General features: G+C 39.3%; 13 protein-coding genes. 11 read left to right on the plus strand and 2 right to left on the minus strand.

Annotation, left to right across the window (positions count from 1 at the left end; all coding sequences use genetic code 11):
- Positions 1-41: 41 nt before the first annotated feature.
- From GD597_RS11690 to GD597_RS11715, 6 genes are all read left to right on the plus strand, one after another.
- Positions 42-2,102 (plus strand): thioredoxin domain-containing protein, encoded by a 2,061-nt coding sequence (locus GD597_RS11690; RefSeq protein ID WP_171608041.1) that lies wholly within the window; start codon positions 42-44, stop codon positions 2,100-2,102.
- A 147-nt stretch (positions 2,103-2,249) separates the two neighbouring features.
- On the plus strand, positions 2,250-3,533 hold the full coding sequence (gene porK, locus GD597_RS11695) for a T9SS ring complex lipoprotein PorK/GldK (RefSeq protein ID WP_171608042.1): 1,284 nt from the start codon (positions 2,250-2,252) through the stop codon (positions 3,531-3,533).
- Positions 3,534-3,596: 63 nt separating this feature from the next.
- Complete coding sequence (gene porL, locus GD597_RS11700; protein ID WP_171608043.1) at positions 3,597-4,361, plus strand: type IX secretion system motor protein PorL/GldL; 765 nt, start codon at positions 3,597-3,599, stop codon at positions 4,359-4,361.
- Positions 4,362-4,427: 66 nt separating this feature from the next.
- A complete protein-coding gene (gene porM, locus GD597_RS11705) occupies positions 4,428-5,957 on the plus strand; it encodes a type IX secretion system motor protein PorM/GldM (protein ID WP_235954269.1) in 1,530 nt (509 codons plus the stop codon).
- Positions 5,958-5,969: 12 nt separating this feature from the next.
- Positions 5,970-7,085 carry a type IX secretion system ring subunit PorN/GldN gene (gene porN / locus GD597_RS11710; RefSeq protein WP_171608044.1) on the plus strand — a complete coding sequence of 372 codons (1,116 nt, stop codon included), beginning with the start codon at positions 5,970-5,972 and terminating at the stop codon, positions 7,083-7,085.
- Positions 7,086-7,431: 346 nt separating this feature from the next.
- A complete protein-coding gene (locus GD597_RS11715; protein ID WP_171608045.1) occupies positions 7,432-8,406 on the plus strand; it encodes a deoxyhypusine synthase family protein in 975 nt (324 codons plus the stop codon).
- A gap of 179 nt (positions 8,407-8,585) precedes the next feature.
- On the opposite strand, the gene leuS is transcribed toward GD597_RS11715, so the two are convergent.
- The gene (gene leuS, locus GD597_RS11720; RefSeq protein ID WP_171608046.1) at positions 8,586-11,345 is read right to left on the minus strand and encodes a leucine--tRNA ligase; all 2,760 of its coding nucleotides are present in this window, start codon (positions 11,343-11,345) and stop codon (positions 8,586-8,588) included.
- Positions 11,346-11,642: 297 nt separating this feature from the next.
- Between leuS and GD597_RS11725 the strand changes: the two genes are divergently transcribed.
- The 5 genes from GD597_RS11725 to GD597_RS11745 all read left to right on the plus strand — a co-directional run bounded on the left by GD597_RS11725 (position 11,643) and on the right by GD597_RS11745 (position 16,067).
- Positions 11,643-12,518: a cell division protein FtsX gene (locus GD597_RS11725; RefSeq protein WP_171608047.1), complete on the plus strand. Its 876-nt coding sequence runs from the start codon at positions 11,643-11,645 to the stop codon at positions 12,516-12,518.
- Between the two features lie 148 nt (positions 12,519-12,666).
- Positions 12,667-12,918 carry a DUF3098 domain-containing protein gene (locus tag GD597_RS11730; protein ID WP_171608048.1) on the plus strand — a complete coding sequence of 84 codons (252 nt, stop codon included), beginning with the start codon at positions 12,667-12,669 and terminating at the stop codon, positions 12,916-12,918.
- A gap of 60 nt (positions 12,919-12,978) precedes the next feature.
- Positions 12,979-13,776, plus strand: a complete 798-nt coding sequence (locus GD597_RS11735; protein ID WP_171608049.1) for an undecaprenyl-diphosphate phosphatase — start codon at positions 12,979-12,981, stop codon at positions 13,774-13,776.
- 90 nt (positions 13,777-13,866) lie between these two features.
- Positions 13,867-15,171, plus strand: a complete 1,305-nt coding sequence (locus tag GD597_RS11740; protein WP_171608050.1) for an MFS transporter — start codon at positions 13,867-13,869, stop codon at positions 15,169-15,171.
- Positions 15,172-15,197: 26 nt separating this feature from the next.
- Entirely contained in the window at positions 15,198-16,067 is an 870-nt protein-coding gene (locus tag GD597_RS11745; RefSeq protein WP_171608051.1) for an MBL fold metallo-hydrolase, read from the plus strand.
- Between the two features lie 202 nt (positions 16,068-16,269).
- Here the strand turns inward: GD597_RS11745 and GD597_RS11750 are convergent, their stop codons facing one another.
- Positions 16,270-17,061 carry a DUF3108 domain-containing protein gene (locus GD597_RS11750; RefSeq protein ID WP_317170307.1) on the minus strand — a complete coding sequence of 264 codons (792 nt, stop codon included), beginning with the start codon at positions 17,059-17,061 and terminating at the stop codon, positions 16,270-16,272.

Here is a 17,061-nt window from a genome sequence, read left to right on the forward strand (position 1 = left end):
CTGTAACCATAATTATTAATTAATTACCTCAATGTATATATATGAGTGAAACTGCTTTTACCAACAGGTTAATACACGAAACCAGCCCTTACTTATTACAGCATGCCCATAACCCGGTTAACTGGTATCCATGGAGCGATGAGGCTTTGCAAAAGGCAAAACAGGAGAACAAACCAATATTGGTAAGTATTGGCTACTCGGCCTGCCATTGGTGTCATGTTATGGAAAAGGAAAGCTTTGAAGATGAAGCCACAGCCGCCATAATGAATGCGCATTTTATTAATATAAAAATAGACCGGGAAGAAAGGCCCGACCTTGACCATATATATATGGATGCGGTGCAGGTAATGACGGGCAGTGGTGGATGGCCATTAAATGTTTTTCTTACTACCGATGCCCGGCCTTTTTATGGCGGCACTTATTTTCCACCTGTTCAGGCTTATAACCGTATGAGCTGGAAGGATACATTGCTGGCCGTACATAAAACCTATACTGAAAAGAAAAATGAGATTGAAGCCCAGGCAGATAACCTGATTGCGCATATTGAAAACGCCAATTCATTTGGCATGCAACGCTCCTGGGAAAAGCAGGAAACCACTGTGTTTACGCATGAAAACCTGGAGTTAATTACCAAAAACCTATTGCTTATAGCCAATACTGATTGGGGTGGGTTTGGAAAAGCCCCCAAATTTCCACAAACCTTCTCTATTCAATTTTTGTTGAGACAGCATCATTTTACCGGAAATGCAGCAGCGCTACAACAGGCATTGCTAAGTCTGGATAAAATGGCACAGGGAGGTATTTACGATCATTTGGGTGGTGGATTTGCCAGGTATAGTACTGATGATCAATGGCTTGCACCGCATTTCGAGAAGATGCTTTACGATAATGCCTTGTTGTTAAATGTGTATGCAGAAGCTTTTCAATTAACCAGAAATGATAATTATGCAACCATTATTGAAGAAACGGTTGGTTTTATAAAAGAAGAACTGGTAATTGCTGAGGGTGGCATATGCAGTGCCCTTGATGCAGACAGCGAAGGAGTGGAGGGAAAATTTTATGTGTGGAATAAAGCAGAAATTGAAGCAATACTGGGTGAGGATGCAGCTGTATTTTGTGCTGTTTATAATATTAGTGATAAAGGTAATTGGGAACACGTAAATATTTTGTGGCTCCCAGCCACCATTGCACAAAAGGCAAAGGCTTTGAATATGGAAGTCAACACCATGCAGCAATTACTGCAGTTATGTAAAGCAAGGCTGTTGGCAATAAGAAAAAAAAGAATAAAACCATTGCTGGATGACAAGATATTACTTGGTTGGAATGCCCTTAGTATAACAGGACTGTGTAAGGCTTATGCAGCCACCGGCAACCATAGCTATTTGGAGATGGCAAAGCAAAATATGGTTTTTCTGGAAAAATATTTTAATGATAAGGAGGGCAAATGGTATCATACCTGGAAAGGGGGGCTGGCAAAATACCCCGCTTTTTTGGATGATTATGCCTATTTGATACAAGCTTACATACACCTGCAGGAGGTTACGGGAAATGCTGATTATCTGATTAAGGCAAAATTGGAAACAGAAAGGGCCTTGCACTTATTTGGAGATACAGAAAGTCCGTTTTTTTGGTTTACAAAGTCTGATCAGGAGGATGTGGTAGTAAGAAAAAAAGAAATATATGATGGCGCAGTGCCTTCGGGTAATGCCGTGATGGCCCAAAACCTATACTATCTTTCTGTGGTATTTAATAATGCCCAATGGCGCAAAAGAACGGAGGATATGATAGAATCATTAGGCACTGCTATCGTGCGTCATCCCAACTCCTTTGGTATTTGGGCCATGCAAATGCAGCAAATAGTTGCTGGCTTAAAAGAAATAGTTGTATGCGGGGTGGATATTGAGCCAACCCTGCAGCAGGTTAATGCGTTGTATATACCGGCGAAGGTATTGCAGAGTATGGATCGTGTTATGGATGATTTTCCATTGTTGGCTGGGAAAAATATCAGTGACGGAAGGGTAGAAATCTATTTATGTGAGCAATATTCCTGTAAAAAACCTGTTTTTAGTGCAAAAGAGCTCAATTTGTTATTAAAAAATTAAAATACATACAATAACAAAATTTGTGTTGCGTTATTAATAACTGTTAGCTGGCAGCGGTTTAAATACCAAAATCAGATAACATGTTGAAAAATTGGCTGATTTAATTTAATGATTACATTTGCTCAACTCCAAATAATTAAAGTATAAATGAAAATCCGGCTTTTATCATTATCGGCATTTGCGCTCTTGGTTCTGGGTTCTGTAAGTTGCTCCAAAGGGGGTAAAACCAAAGGATTACCAGATGATGGACAGTTGCATGGTGTAGCTCCGGGTACCCGTGAAGGAATGGGAAAGCCTGTTGGGATGGTATATATTCCACCAGGAACATTTCATATGGGACCCAGTGATGAGGATGTAAACTACAATTACACCGCCCGCAATAAGGAGATTTCTATCAGTGGCTTCTGGATGGATGCCACAGAAATTACCAATAACCAATATCGCCAGTTTGTAAAATGGACCAGAGACTCTTTGGCCGCTGTTCAGTTGGGTTTCTTTAAACAAAGCCCGGAAGGAGATACTGCTATTGACTGGAAAAAAGTAGCCACCATTAAATGGGGTGATAAGGGTGTAATGGAAAAACTAAGTCCATTAATGTTAACCCCCGATAACAGGCTTTACGGTAAAATGGAAATTGATCCTGAGAAAATTGTTTATAATATTCAGGGTTTTGATATGAAAAAAGCTGCCCAGTTTGTAAATAAGGGTAAGCCACGTAAAGACTTTATTTACAGGTACAATCAACAGGTTTATCCGGATACATTGGTTTGGATGAGGGATTTCTCCTATTCCTATAATGAACCAATGGCAAAACGCTATTTTTCGCATCCTTCCTATGGTAACTATCCTGTAGTCGGTGTAAGCTGGAAACAGGCTGTAGCCTTCTGCCATTGGAGAACACGTTATCTGAATACATGGTTACTTAAAAACAAAAAAGCTACTGAAAGTGATTTCAGGTTACCAACAGAAGCTGAATGGGAATATGCTGCAAGAGGTGGCAGAAGCCAATCAATGTTCCCTTGGGGTAACTACTATCTCAGAAACAAAAAGGGTTGCTTGCTGGCTAATTTCAAACCTGGCCGCGGTAATTATGTAGAAGATGGTGGTTTTTACACAGTGAAAGCTGATGCCTACTGGCCAAACGATTTTAACCTGTATAACATGTCTGGTAATGTATCTGAGTGGACATCTTCATTGTATTATGAAAGTGCTTATAATCTGGTGCATGATATGAATCCGGATATTCAATGGAATGCATTGGATTCTGATCCTCCCCGTATGAAGCGTAAAGTAATCCGTGGTGGTAGCTGGAAAGATGTTGGTTATTTTTTACAAACCAGCACTCGCCAGTACGAATACCAGGACACTGCTAAATCCTATATCGGATTTCGTTGTGTGATTGATTTACCTGCACAATTGCGCAAAAAATAAATTTTATTCTTTTCTGATAATTTCAACTAACGATCAAATTAATAATTAAGCAAACAATTTTCTATGGCAGCTGCTATCCCTCCTAAAGTAAGTAAGACGTTCGATGTATTGGTTTCTATTGCGGCATCAGTGGTTATTTATGGTGCTTTAATGAAAATTACCCATGCCCCAACAGCAGATGTATGGTTGTATGTTGGTTTAACTACAGAAGCCGTTATCTTTTTGGGTTATGGTATTTTGTACCTTATTTATCCGGCTATTGACGATCATCAGGTAAATCTGGCCAATGCACCAGAACCTAGTGCACCTAGTCCATTAAAGGCAATGGAAAAAATGATGGCCGAAGCAGACATAACACCTGCCAGCTTAGCTAAAATTAGTCAGGGATTCCAAAAATTAAATGCAACAGTTGAAAAAGTAGGTGATATTACTGATGCCATAGCAGCCACTAATGAATATACAAAGAAATCAAAAGATGCCGCAGTTGCACTTGGTGCCGTAGGAGATGCTTTTTCAAAAGCTGCTTCTTCTGCTACCTCTTTTACAAATGCATCTGAATCTGCTAAAGTATACCATGATCAGGTTCAGATTCTTACAAAGAACTTATCTTCTTTAAATACCATTTATGAACTGGAATTACAGGAAAGTAATAACCACCTGAAAGCTTTAAATCAGTTCTATGGTAAATTGGCCGAAACATCAAAAGCGATGCTTAGCACAGCAGATGATGCCACTAAAGCCAAAGAACAGATTTCTATTCTTGCAACTAACTTGAATAAATTAAACCAGATATACGGTAATATGATTATTGCTATGCAAGGCAAATAATCTATTAACCCGTATTTTTTAATTCAAAGTATTTTTTGCATAAAACAATTTTAAAAATAGGATAGAATGGCATTACCCAAAGAGCCCAGGCAGAAGATGATCAATATTATGTATTTGGTTCTTACTGCACTACTGGCGCTGAATGTATCATCAGAAATTCTAAATGCATTTAAAACAGTTGACAATAGCCTGCAAAGAAGTAGTGCTGCTGCAAATGTTTCTACTGCTCAATATTTTAATTCTTTTCAAGTTAAAGCTAAAGAACCTGCTTCTCAGGCCAATGTAGCTATTTGGTTACCAAAAGCGCAAAAAGCCCAGCAGTATTCTACGGAGATGTATAATTTTATTCAATCGGTTAAAGATTCTGTGTTGAAAGAAGCAGGTTTTGATCCGGTTAAAAATGGCGACTCTCTATATAAAGAAGACAATCTGGAAGTATCTACCCGTTTATTGGTAGATGGTAATTTGGGTAAGCAAATGTTTCAAAAATTAGCAGATTATAAGAAAAACTTATTAAGCATCGACAAAGAATTGGGTGCTGAATTGGCTAATGATCTTCCAATTGATCTTAGCATGCCCAAATTGCAAAACCGTTCAAACAAAACATTGGAAGCGGCATATTTTTTAATGACTCCAACGGTGGCTACCCTAACCATGCTTAGTAAATTTCAGAATGATGTAAAATCATCTGAAAATAAAGTGGTAGAGTATTGTCACAAACAGGTTGGTCAGGTAGAAATAATTTTTGATACCTATAAACCCTTGGTTGGTGCCAGCGCTACTTATGTAATGGATGGACAGGAAATTGAAATAACTGCCGGTCTCGGTGCGTTTAATAGTAAGAAAGTGCCTAATATAACCATCAATGGCGCAGGTGCTTCAGTAGGCCCGGATGGATTGGCTACACAGAAGTTTATAGCAAAAGGGGTTGGCTCTAAATCGGTAAATGTGGTTATCAGTTATACCGATCAGGATGGTAAACCACAAACAGTTACAAAAGTGATTAATTATACAGTTGGTTCACCTACTGGTGCCAGTGTAAGTGCAGATGCGGTGAAAGTACTTTATATCGGACTGGATAACCCATTATCTGTAAATGGTGGAAATGTAGGTGATGAAAAAGTACACCCTTCTATCGATAACGGCGAAATAGTTAAAGGTGATAAACCCGGTAAATATATTGTAAGGCCTTCAAAACCTGGTACAGGTACTATTACCTTAAATATAGATGGTCAGGGTGCGCAAGCTTTTCCATTCAGGGTAAAAACTGTTCCAGATCCTGTAGCTAAAGTAGGTATCAGCGGTGGCGGTAGAATTAAAGTAAATGAATTTAAAGCCCAGGAAGGCGTATCTGCCGTATTGGAAAACTTTATATTCGAAGGCGTAAAATTCACTGTGCAAAGCTATACCATCGTATTGAATGGTGCCGGCTTCCCGGTATTACAGGCTAAGCCTGTATCGGGTGATTCTTTTGGTCCGGTGCGTGACTTAATTGAAAAATCAAAAGGCGGTACCACCATCGTAATTGATGAAATTAAAGCTTCTGGCCCTGGTGGAACCAGAACATTAAAGCCGATTGTATTTAATTTATACTAAACTTTTTATAATATGACAACTCAATCTTTTAAATGGGTCTTTTGTGCAGCATTGTTTTGTGCTGTTGCAGGATCTTCTTTAGCGCAAACACGCCCTGTAAAGAAAAAGGTTGTAAAACCTGCCCCTACACAGCAAAGCGCCTATGGCGCTCCTGCTCAGGAGAATAATACAGCTGTTAATTCAGCCTATGGAGCACCTGCCACGCCAGATACAACAGGTAAGGGTAACAACACTTCCGGCTATAACAATAACAATAAGCCTGTTACCAATATCAATCCTTCTTTACCTATTGAAGTAATTAAATCAAGTGGTGGTGGAATGTTGGATAGCGTAAAAGTTTCTTTACGAAATAATGCCATTGTAGATCAAAACCTTATTAAGGAAAAAGTGCCATTACCTTACGAAAACATTCGCGAAGATGATGCCGTTTACCGAGTTAGGGTTTGGAGAGAAATTGATGCAAGGGAAAAACAAAACCTCGCTTTCAGATATAGTGCCGATGAAGATAATGGTAACCAACGCTTTATTTCTATTTTGTTACGTGGTATCATGAGTGGCGAAATAACTGCCTTTAGTGGCGATGATGACAGGTTTACCACACCAATTACTCCGGAAGCCGCATTAGCTGCCTTCTCTGGAGGTAGCGATACAGTGGCCAGATACGATAAAGACCAAAATATCATTGGCTATCAGGTGAGAGCCCGTGCCTTCGACCCCGATTCAGTATACAAATTCAGGATCAAGGAAGAATGGGTATTTGATAAAGAAAGCAGCCGCTTATTCTGCCGTATTTTGGGTATTGCACCTGTTATTCCTTACTACCTGTCTAACGGGTTAAAAATGGACAACAGCGAACGCCCCTTATGGTGGATTTATTACCCCGAAGCAAGAGGTGTTTTTGCCAGAAGCGAAGTATACAATCCAAAAAACTTTGGTGCCAAAATGAGCTGGGACGATGTATTTGATGCACGCATGTTTAGCAGCTACATCTTACAATCTACATTTGATAATCCAGCCAATATGCCATTGTCTACCGTATATCCCAACAACTCATTGTATCGTTTGCTGGAAGGCGAAAAAATCAAAGAGAAAATATTTAACTACGAACAATCACTCTGGTCTTACTAAAACCAGCAGCATATAAAAAATTAAAAGTCCCGGTTTATCCGGGATTTTTTTTGTTAGCCAGGCAGTAAACCATAATGCAACTTTACTTGCGTCGCACACTTGTACTGCAGAAATGGGTGGCAGCTTTCAACAGCCAAAACCTAGTCTTTTACCAAAACCATTAAAGACTTTTTGCTTGGTTTTTTCCCAATTTCCTGCCGCCCAAAGTACCCAACCGCACAAGAGTGCGACGCAAGTAAAGCCCAATTTCTGTTACCGCACTATGGCTACAACAATTGTATTGGCTAATACTTAATGCAAAATCTGCATTTGCTTTATTACTTTTGCCGTTCTAAATTTTTTTGTGATGACTAAAGGACCCGTTTCTACATTTATAGAACACCATTACCGCCATTTTAACGCAGCCGCTTTAATGGATGCTGCCAAAGGCTATGAAACCCATTTACTGGAAGGTGGTAAAATGATGGTTACCCTTGCCGGCGCCATGAGTACGGCCGAGCTGGGTATTTCTTTTGCCGAAATGATTCGCCAGGATAAAGTGCAAATTATTAGCTGCACCGGCGCCAATCTGGAAGAAGATATTATGAACCTGGTGGCCCATAGCCATTATAAAAGGGTACCTAATTACAGGGATTTAAGTCCGCAGGAAGAATGGGATTTACTGGAAAACCATTATAACCGCGTAACCGATACCTGCATACCCGAAGAAGAAGCTTTTAGAAGGCTGCAACAGCATATAGTAAAGATTTGGAAAGATGCAGAAGCGGCGGGAGAAAGATATTTTCCGCATGAGTATATGTATAAAATGTTGTTAAGCGGAGTATTGGAACAGTATTACGAAATAGACCCCAAAAACAGCTGGATGCTGGCCGCTGCCGAAAAAAATATTCCTATTGTGGTGCCGGGTTGGGAAGATAGTACCATGGGCAATATTTTTGCATCTTATTGTATTAAGGGCGAATTGAAAGCCAGTACCATGAAGAGTGGTATTGAGTATATGGTAGAACTTAGCGATTGGTACCGCAAAAACAGTAGCGGTAAGGGTGTAGGCTTTTTTCAAATTGGTGGCGGTATTGCCGGCGATTTCCCCATTTGCGTAGTGCCCATGATGTACCAGGACCTGGAATGGCACGATGTACCTTTCTGGAGTTATTTCTGCCAAATATCAGATTCTACTACCAGCTATGGTTCTTACTCAGGTGCCGTACCAAACGAAAAAATTACCTGGGGCAAATTAGACATTCATACCCCCAAATTTATTGTAGAAAGCGATGCTACCATTGTTGCCCCGCTTATGTTTGCATGGATTTTGGGTTGGTAATTTTACTTTATATGTATTTAATAAAAAAGCCTTTACACATTGTAAAGGCTTTTTTTATGCCACTTGTATCTTTTGGGCCCGGCTGGTTGCAGTTGGCAGCTTTACTTGCGTCGCACACTTGTACTGCGGATAGTTTTGGCAGCTTTAAAACAGCCAATACCATAAGGGCCAGCCAGCGGCTAAATAACTATATTAATCATTTTGCCTTTTACAAAAATGAACTTTTTAACGTTGGCGTTTTCAATCCATTTTTTAACGGTATCGTTGTTCAAGGCAATTGTTTTTACTTCTTCCTCGGTAGCATCCAATGCAATGCTAATAGTGGTGCGTAGTTTACCATTAATGCTAACAGGGTATTCTTTGGCGCTTTCTACCGTGTATTTAGCTTCGTACACAGGGTAGCTGGCATCCAGAATTAAAGAGGTATTACCCAAAGCACTCCATAGTTCCTCAGCAATATGCGGTGCATAAGGCACCAGCATTACCAGCAAAGGTTCCAGCACGGCACGTTTATTACATTTAAGATCGCTAAGCTCGTTTACGCACACCATAAAAGCACTAACGGCGGTATTAAAGCTAAAGCGCTCTGTGTCTTCCTCAATTTTACGAATGGCTTTATGCAGCACTTTTAATTCGGCATCTGTTGGGGCGGCTTCATTCCAAACCTTACCCTTTACTTCATCAAAAAACAGGCGCCATAATTTTCTAAGAAAACGGTGTACCCCTTCTATGCCCTTGGTATCCCAGGGTTTGCTTTGTTCTACGGGGCCAAGAAACATCTCGTACATGCGAAATGTATCGGCACCATATTTTTGTACCAATTCATCCGGGTTAACAGTATTGTATTTTGTTTTGGACATTTTCTCCACCTCGGCACCACAGATGTATTTGCCATCTTCTAAAATAAAAGTAGCATTGGCATATTCGCCATTGCGCCATTTTTTAAAAGCTGCTGTATCCAGTTCAAAACCATCCACCATGTTTACATCCACATGTATGGCATCGGTTTCGTATTGCTCTTTTACTCCGGCAGAAACAAATTGTTGTGTACCCCTTATACGGTAAGCAAATCTGGAACTGCCCTGTATCATGCCCTGGTTAACCAGTTTTTTAAAAGGTTCCTCAAAGCTGATAAAGCCCAGATCAAAAAGCACTTTTGTCCATAAACGGCTATACAATAAATGACCCACCGCATGTTCGGTGCCGCCAATATAAATATCTACCTGATTCCAGTAATCACTAACATTTTTATCGCAGAATGCGGCATTATTATGCGGATCCATATACCGTAAAAAATACCAGGAAGAACCTGCATAGCCGGGCATGGTATTGGTTTCCAGCTGCTGGGCTGTCCACTCAGGAATATTGGCCAGTGGGCCTTCGCCTTCGGGGCCTGGTTTGTATTCATCTACCTGAGGTAATTGCAAAGGCAGTTCTGTTTCTTCTAATGGGTAGGCAATGCCATCAATCCATTTAATAGGGAATGGTTCGCCCCAGTAGCGTTGGCGGCTAAATGCGGCATCACGCATTTTATAATTTACTTTATGTTTGCCCTTGCCCCAGCCCTCCAAATCGGTTATTACAATTTCTGATGCATCACGCATTAGCATACCGGTGAGAAAATCGCTGTTTAATAACTCAGCATCTTTGGTAGCATTCGCATCTTCGCCATTAAACAAATCGCCCAAAATATTGGTTACATGAATATTAAAGTGTTTGGCAAAACGAAGATCTCGTTCATCGCCGCAAGGCACGGCCATAATGGCACCGGTACCATAGCCAGCCAATACATATTCACTGATATAAACAGGTACTTCGCGCAAACTAAGTGGATTAATGGCATAGGCGCCGGTAAAACATCCACTGATTTTTTTCTCGGCAATACGCTCTCTTTCGCTACGGCTTTTAACATAAGTAAGATAATCTTCCACTTCCTGTTTATGTTTTGGAGTAGTAATTTTTTCTATTATCTCGTGTTCGGGTGCCACTACCATAAAGTCTACACCAAAAATGGTATCGGGCCGGGTGGTATACACTTTTAATACTTCGTTACTGTCAAGTATAGCAAAATCCATTTCTGCACCATAACTTTTGCCAATCCAGTTGCGTTGCATTTCTTTCATGGCTTCGCTAAATTCCACTTTTTCCAGGCCTTCTAATAACCTATCAGCATATTCTGTAATTCTTAAATACCATTGGCGTAGCTTCTTTTTCACCACAGGATGTCCGCCACGTTCGCTAACCCCGTTTACAACTTCATCGTTTGCCAGCACCGTACCTAAGGCTTCGCACCAGTTAACTTCGCCATAGCCGCAAAAAGCCAGCCTGTACTGCATAAGTATGTCCTGCTGTTTTGCGTGGTTAAATGCTTTCCAGTCATTAGCAGTAAATACAGCCGGACTGTATTGGCTATTAGGTATGGGATGGTGTTTATTGCCTTCCTGCTCAAAAATGGCTACCAGGCTGTTTATACTTGCTGCTTTTTTTTGTTGCCTGTTATAAAAGCTGTTGAATAGCTGCAGGAATATCCACTGTGTCCATTTATAATAGTTGGGTTCGCAGGTACGTACTTCACGGTCCCAATCGAAACAAAAGCCAATATTGTTCAGCTGACTACGGAAATTATTGATATTGTTAGCTGTACTAATGGCAGGATGAATGCCATGTTCAATAGCATATTGTTCTGCGGGCAGTCCAAAAGCATCGTAGCCCATAGGGTGCAGAACATTAAAGCCTTTTAGCCTTTTGTAGCGGGAATAAATATCGCTGGCAATATAGCCTAATGGGTGGCCCACATGCAGACCTGCACCACTGGGATAAGGGAACATATCAAGCACATAGTACTTTGGTTTGGTACTATTATTACTAACGGCATATGCGTTGGTTTCTATCCATTTTTGCTGCCAGTAAGTTTCCAGTTTTCTAAAATCGTATTCCATAATTTAATTACATTCTAGGATGCCTTTGCAAAGATGCTGTTTTTTGACTGTTGCATCCAGGTAACAGGCTGTTATTGTATTTGCTGCGTATGGCCCGGAACGTACAAGTGTGCGACGCAAGTGGCGATGCCTATTGTTACCGGCGTTGGGCCCATAGTTATTACCATTAAACATACAGTTAAATAAGGTTAGCTAATACTAAGCTTAATAATCTGTCGTTATGAGTGAGTGCAAATGTACACGAATCCACTAAATTTGCGCTTCCAGCATTAAAGCTTAAACATATAAACAGATTTTATGGCGGAAACAGGAAAAGCTTCGTTAAGACGCAGTAAGCCCAATTATATTTACAGCATAGTGGGTGTATCGCTGGTGTTATTGATTATGGGGGTAATGGGTTGGGTATTGCTGAACTTTAGCCGCGTAGGTAATTCTTTTAAAGAAGATATACGTATAAGCGCGTATTTGCGTACGCAAAACAAGGACACCATTGGAAAAATACAACAGTATATAGCAGCCCAACCTTACGCCAAAGATGTAAAATATATTGATAAGGAGCAGGCTAAATTGTTATGGAATAAGGACAATAATGAGGAGTGGGGCAAAATACTGGATTATAACCCATTGCCCGAGAGTATTGATTTTTATGCCCGTGCCGAATATGTGAATACAGATAGCCTTAATAAAATATCTGCATCGCTAATGGCTGTATATGGCAATCAGATTACCGATTTGCAATACCCACAGGTATTAGTAAGCAGCCTAACGGAGAAAACAAGGGTATTTGGTATAGCTTTTATAGTGGTATCTGTGTTGCTTTGTATTATTGTTATTTTTAGTATTGACAATACCATAAGACTGGCCATGTTTAGTAACCGGTTTTTGATTAAAACCATGCAAATGGTTGGTGCTACCAGGGGATTTATTGCCAAGCCAATGGATATAAGGGCTATTATAAATGGATTGATTAGTGCGTCAATTTCTGTATTGTTGTTGTTTGGCCTGATTACCTGGCTGGAAAGCCTGATACCCCAGTTAAAAGCCATAAGAGATATTGAACTAAACCTTATTTTATTTGGTGGCATGATATTATTGGGGGTGGCTATTTCTTTGTTTAGTACCCACCGAAGTGTGATAAAATATTTGAAGATGAAACTTGATGATTTATACTAATGTTTAGGCTACTACTGGTAAGTGTATTAGACAAAGAAAATGGCTTTAAGGAATAGCTTACATAACTGTAGTTTTTTAATATTTGTATAATTAGGGTTTTGACTTTTTAATGTATTATACATTATCTTGCAGGCCTTAAAACAGCACAATGACCGAAACAAAACAAAAACCCATGAATACTCTTTTTACAAAAGAGAATTATATCTGGATGATAATAGGTGCGCTGGTAATAGCGTTGGGCATGGTTTTAATGTCTGGCGGAAAGAATGAAAATCCTGCTGTTTTTGATACCAATGTTGTATATAGCACCACCCGTGTAACCATAGCCCCTATTTTAATAGTAGTTGGTTTACTGGTAGAAGTGTATGCTATCTTTAAAAAACCCAAGCAAACTGCTTAAGATTATTTTAATCTTAATAAATCTTCAATATCATCTTTTCCAAACACCAATCAAAGTAATATGACTTCAATTCAATCAGTAGTATTAGCCGTTGTAGAAGGTTTAACTGAATTTATCCCCGTTTCATCAACCGGTCACCTTATTATGGTGAGTTCGCTGATGGGCATTGGTAAGAATGAGTTTACTCAATTTTTTGAGATTGCTATTCAGTTAGGTGCTATTCTGGCTGTAGTTGTTTTATATTGGAAGAAATTTTTCACCTTTAGGGACTGGAAATTTTATGCAAAACTTATTGTGGCCGTTATACCAGCATTGGTATTTGGTTATAAACTGGGCCCGGTAATTGATTCACTTTTAATAAACCCATTGTATACTGCATTGGCTATTATGGGTGGTGGTTTTGTATTATTGTTTATCGACAATATTTTCCGTAACGGTAAAATAAAGGATGAGAAAGATATCACTTTCCTAAACAGTATTATGATCGGTATTTTTCAATGTGCTGCCTTAATTCCTGGTGTAAGTAGAAGTGCTGCAACCATTATTGGAGGTATGCAACAGAAATTAAGCCGTGGGGTTGCCGCAGAATTTTCATTCTTTCTGGCTGTACCTACTATGGCAGCTGCTACCCTATATAAATTGATGACTACTTTACAGGAAAACCCTACTATTTTTAAGGAAGGTAATAATATGAGTGCCTTATTAATTGGAAACGTGGTAGCATTTGTAGTAGCGTTTTTTACTATGCGTATGCTGGTTGATTTTGTAAAGAAACACGGTTTTAAGGCATTTGGCTGGTACAGGATTTGCATTGGTATTGTGTTTTTACTAATGATTAAAATGAACCAGATTAGATAATATTTTATACAGCTTGCTGATAATAAATTAAAAGCTTAATTTTCATGCCTGCCATTTTTGGCAGGCATTTTATTTTGTAAAAAAGCTATTATGCAAACTGCTTCGAAGAAGGTGATTAACGGTTGGGCCATGTACGATTGGGCCAACAGCGTGTATAATCTTGTTATAACCACTACTTTTTTCCCTATATATTTCACTGCTATCACCAAAAATCCGGATGGCAGTGATGTAGTATCGTTTATGGGCAGAAAATTTGTAAATTCTTCGCTTTACGACTATACGCTGGCTGCAGCTTATTTATTGGTAGCCATATCTTACCCCATTCTAACTTCTATTGCAGACACCAAAGGGAATAAGAAAAACTTTATGAAGTTCTTCAGCACACTTGGGGCATTTGGGTGTTCTTTATTATTCTTTTTTAATGATGTTTCGCTGCTTTGGCTGGGTGTAATGGCTTTTATGATGGCGTCAATCGGCTATGCCGGTAGCCTTGTTTTTTACAATGCTTATCTGCCCGAAATTGCGGCGCCGGAAGATAGGGACCGTGTTAGTGCTAAAGGCTTTTCTTTTGGCTATATAGGCAGTGTTATTATGCAAATGATAGGTTTTGCCCTGGTGCTGATGCTAAAATCAAATCCATTGATTGGGCCTAGAATTACCTTTTTGCTGGTAGGTATTTGGTGGCTGGGTTTTGCGCAAATAACTTTTGCCAGGCTGCCTAAGGTTGCTGATACTGCCAAAAAGAAAATAAATGTACTAACGGATGGCTTTAAAGAAGTAAAAAAAGTATTTAACGAAGTAAAAACCCTGCCTGTATTAAAACGTTTTTTGCGGGGCTTTTTTTTCTATAGTATGGGGGTGCAAACCGTAATGCTAGCTGCTACTTTATTTGGTAGTAAGTTATTGGGGCTGGATGATACAAAACTAATTATAACAGTAGTTATTATACAATTGGTTGCTATTTTGGGTGCTATTCTAATGAGCCGTTTATCTGCAAAATTCGGTAACCTTAAAGTATTAATGGGCGTAGTGATTTTCTGGATTTTTGTTTGCCTGGCTGCTTATTATACTGCCGTTTTAAAAGAGCAGGGCGAGGATCCTGAAATGTATTTTTATGTGCTTGCAATGGCAGTTGGTTTGGTTATGGGAGGTATACAGGCTTTAAGCCGGTCTACCTATGCCAAACTAATGCCCGATACAAAAGATACTGCCTCTTATTTTAGTTATTACGATCTTACCGAAAAGCTGGCCATCGTTATTGGTATTTTTAGCTTTGGATATATTGAAGAAATTACAGGTAGTATGAAAAACTCTGTTTTAATACTCATCGTGTTTTTCATAATTGGTTTTATCTGGCTGCTGGGCGCCTTACATAAACAAAGAACAGCCAAATAACAAGTATACAATGTCAATGCTAATTTATGCAGCTACATACAATAAATACGGGCTTTTTTAAATTGGATGGTGGTGCCATGTTTGGTGTGGTACCAAAATCTATGTGGAATAAACTTGTACCTGCCGATGAGAATAATTTATGTAATTGGGCTATGCGTTGCCTGCTAATTGAAGATGGTAATCGGCTAATACTAATTGATAACGGTATTGGTACCAAGCAGGATGCAAAATTCTTTAGCCATTACTATCTTTCTGGTAACAGCAGTTTAGATAGCTCGCTTAATGCGCTTGGCTTTAACCGCAGCGATATAACCGATGTAATACTTACCCATCTGCATTTCGATCATTGCGGTGGCAGCATTAACCGCCAAGGCGATAAGCTGGTGCCCGCTTTTAGCAATGCCATTTATTGGAGCAATGCTTACCACTGGAACTGGGCTACCCAACCTAATAATAGGGAAAAAGCCTCTTTTCTTAAAGACAATATTTTGCCAATACAGGAAAGTGGTCAACTGCAATTTATAACACACCCTGCTACCCAATTTACTAACGATGGGCAATTGCACAGCGTTGCATTTAACAGCAATATCAATCTTAGGTTTGTAAACGGACATACCGGAATGATGATGTTGCCTCAAATACAATATCGCAATAATACCATTGTCTTTATGGCCGATCTGCTACCCTCGGTAGCTCACCTGCCCTTGCCTTATGTAATGGCATACGATATGTTCCCTCTTACTACCTTACAGGAAAAAAATACCTTCCTAACCGAGGCAACAACAAATAATTATACCCTGTTTTTTGAGCACGATGCTGTGCATGAGTGTTGCACCTTGCAACAAACCGAAAAAGGCATAAAGTATAAAGAGGTATTTGATTTGGCATTGTTATAATTGTAGCCGGCAGTTGCAAACAATTGTGGCTTTACTTGCGTCGCACACTTGTGCTGTGTAACCAAAGGCAGCAAAAAATTATCAAGGCGAATATCAACAATATACCTGGGTAACTTTCGAAGCTGTATTAATAATCATACATAGCTATAGCCAGTTTATATCAAGCAAATCAAAGTAAATTGCCACTAATTCAAAATAAGAATTACCTGAAACTTACAAGAGAAGATAATGGGTAACGCAGATTTTTATACTGCATCATATCGATTTTTATAGTGCCTACTACAATTGGGCTTTCAATACGCAGTGGTATATGGTTGGCATCATCCGAAACCCAAACAGTCATTTTTTCGCCACCATCAAATATTGTTCCCTTAACAAGTAGCGGTTTAAATTTTATGGCTCTAAATTTTCCGTATTTGGTTTTAATGGTTTCCTTACCCAGGTAGCGGATATAGAGGTTGTACACTTCATTATCCAAAAACATGCTAAAGGGAATCTTGTCTTCGGGTTTATAGGTATTAAAATCTATATTACGGGCGTAATAAATAGAACTTAAAACATCCTGTACACAATTGGGTACTTTAAATACGCCGGCAGATGTAATGGCTGTATTGGTTTGCTGATTAAAAGTAACATTCTCCACCTTTTTATACCCACCTTCATCTACATTGCGAATAAATTTTAGTGGCTGCATGTTAAGGGTATCAAAATACGTTTCGTATCGGTCTCGAACTTTAAATATCCAGTCATAGCTTGAGTTGGACCTGCCTTCGCCCACTACATGATAACATGATTTATTATTTATATTATCCATGCCTACTGTAAAACTGGCACTACCCGCATTTACATATAATCCGGCAACAGAATAGAATACATTATATGTAAGAACTTCGCCGGAAACAAATGTTTTGTTTTTAATGCCGCAAAAATCATCCCCTGCTGTAAGGTGCATCCAACTTAGTGTAGCTATAAAAATGAATATAAATTTCTTCAC

The sequence above is a fragment of the Limnovirga soli genome, from assembly GCF_013106755.1.
Lineage (GTDB): Bacteria > Bacteroidota > Bacteroidia > Chitinophagales > Chitinophagaceae > Limnovirga > Limnovirga soli.

Coding starts and splice junctions, on each gene's coding strand:
- GD597_RS11740 (WP_171608050.1), top strand. CDS start 13,867: ATGCAAACTGCTTCGAAGAAGGTGATTAACGGTTGGGCCATGTACGAT.
- GD597_RS11745 (WP_171608051.1), top strand. CDS start 15,198: ATGCAGCTACATACAATAAATACGGGCTTTTTTAAATTGGATGGTGGT.
- porN (WP_171608044.1), top strand. CDS start 5,970: ATGACAACTCAATCTTTTAAATGGGTCTTTTGTGCAGCATTGTTTTGT.
- porK (WP_171608042.1), top strand. CDS start 2,250: ATGAAAATCCGGCTTTTATCATTATCGGCATTTGCGCTCTTGGTTCTG.
- GD597_RS11725 (WP_171608047.1), top strand. CDS start 11,643: ATGGCGGAAACAGGAAAAGCTTCGTTAAGACGCAGTAAGCCCAATTAT.
- porL (WP_171608043.1), top strand. CDS start 3,597: ATGGCAGCTGCTATCCCTCCTAAAGTAAGTAAGACGTTCGATGTATTG.
- GD597_RS11715 (WP_171608045.1), top strand. CDS start 7,432: ATGACTAAAGGACCCGTTTCTACATTTATAGAACACCATTACCGCCAT.
- GD597_RS11730 (WP_171608048.1), top strand. CDS start 12,667: ATGACCGAAACAAAACAAAAACCCATGAATACTCTTTTTACAAAAGAG.
- GD597_RS11735 (WP_171608049.1), top strand. CDS start 12,979: ATGACTTCAATTCAATCAGTAGTATTAGCCGTTGTAGAAGGTTTAACT.
- leuS (WP_171608046.1), bottom strand. CDS start 11,345: ATGGAATACGATTTTAGAAAACTGGAAACTTACTGGCAGCAAAAATGG.
- GD597_RS11690 (WP_171608041.1), top strand. CDS start 42: ATGAGTGAAACTGCTTTTACCAACAGGTTAATACACGAAACCAGCCCT.
- porM (WP_235954269.1), top strand. CDS start 4,428: ATGGCATTACCCAAAGAGCCCAGGCAGAAGATGATCAATATTATGTAT.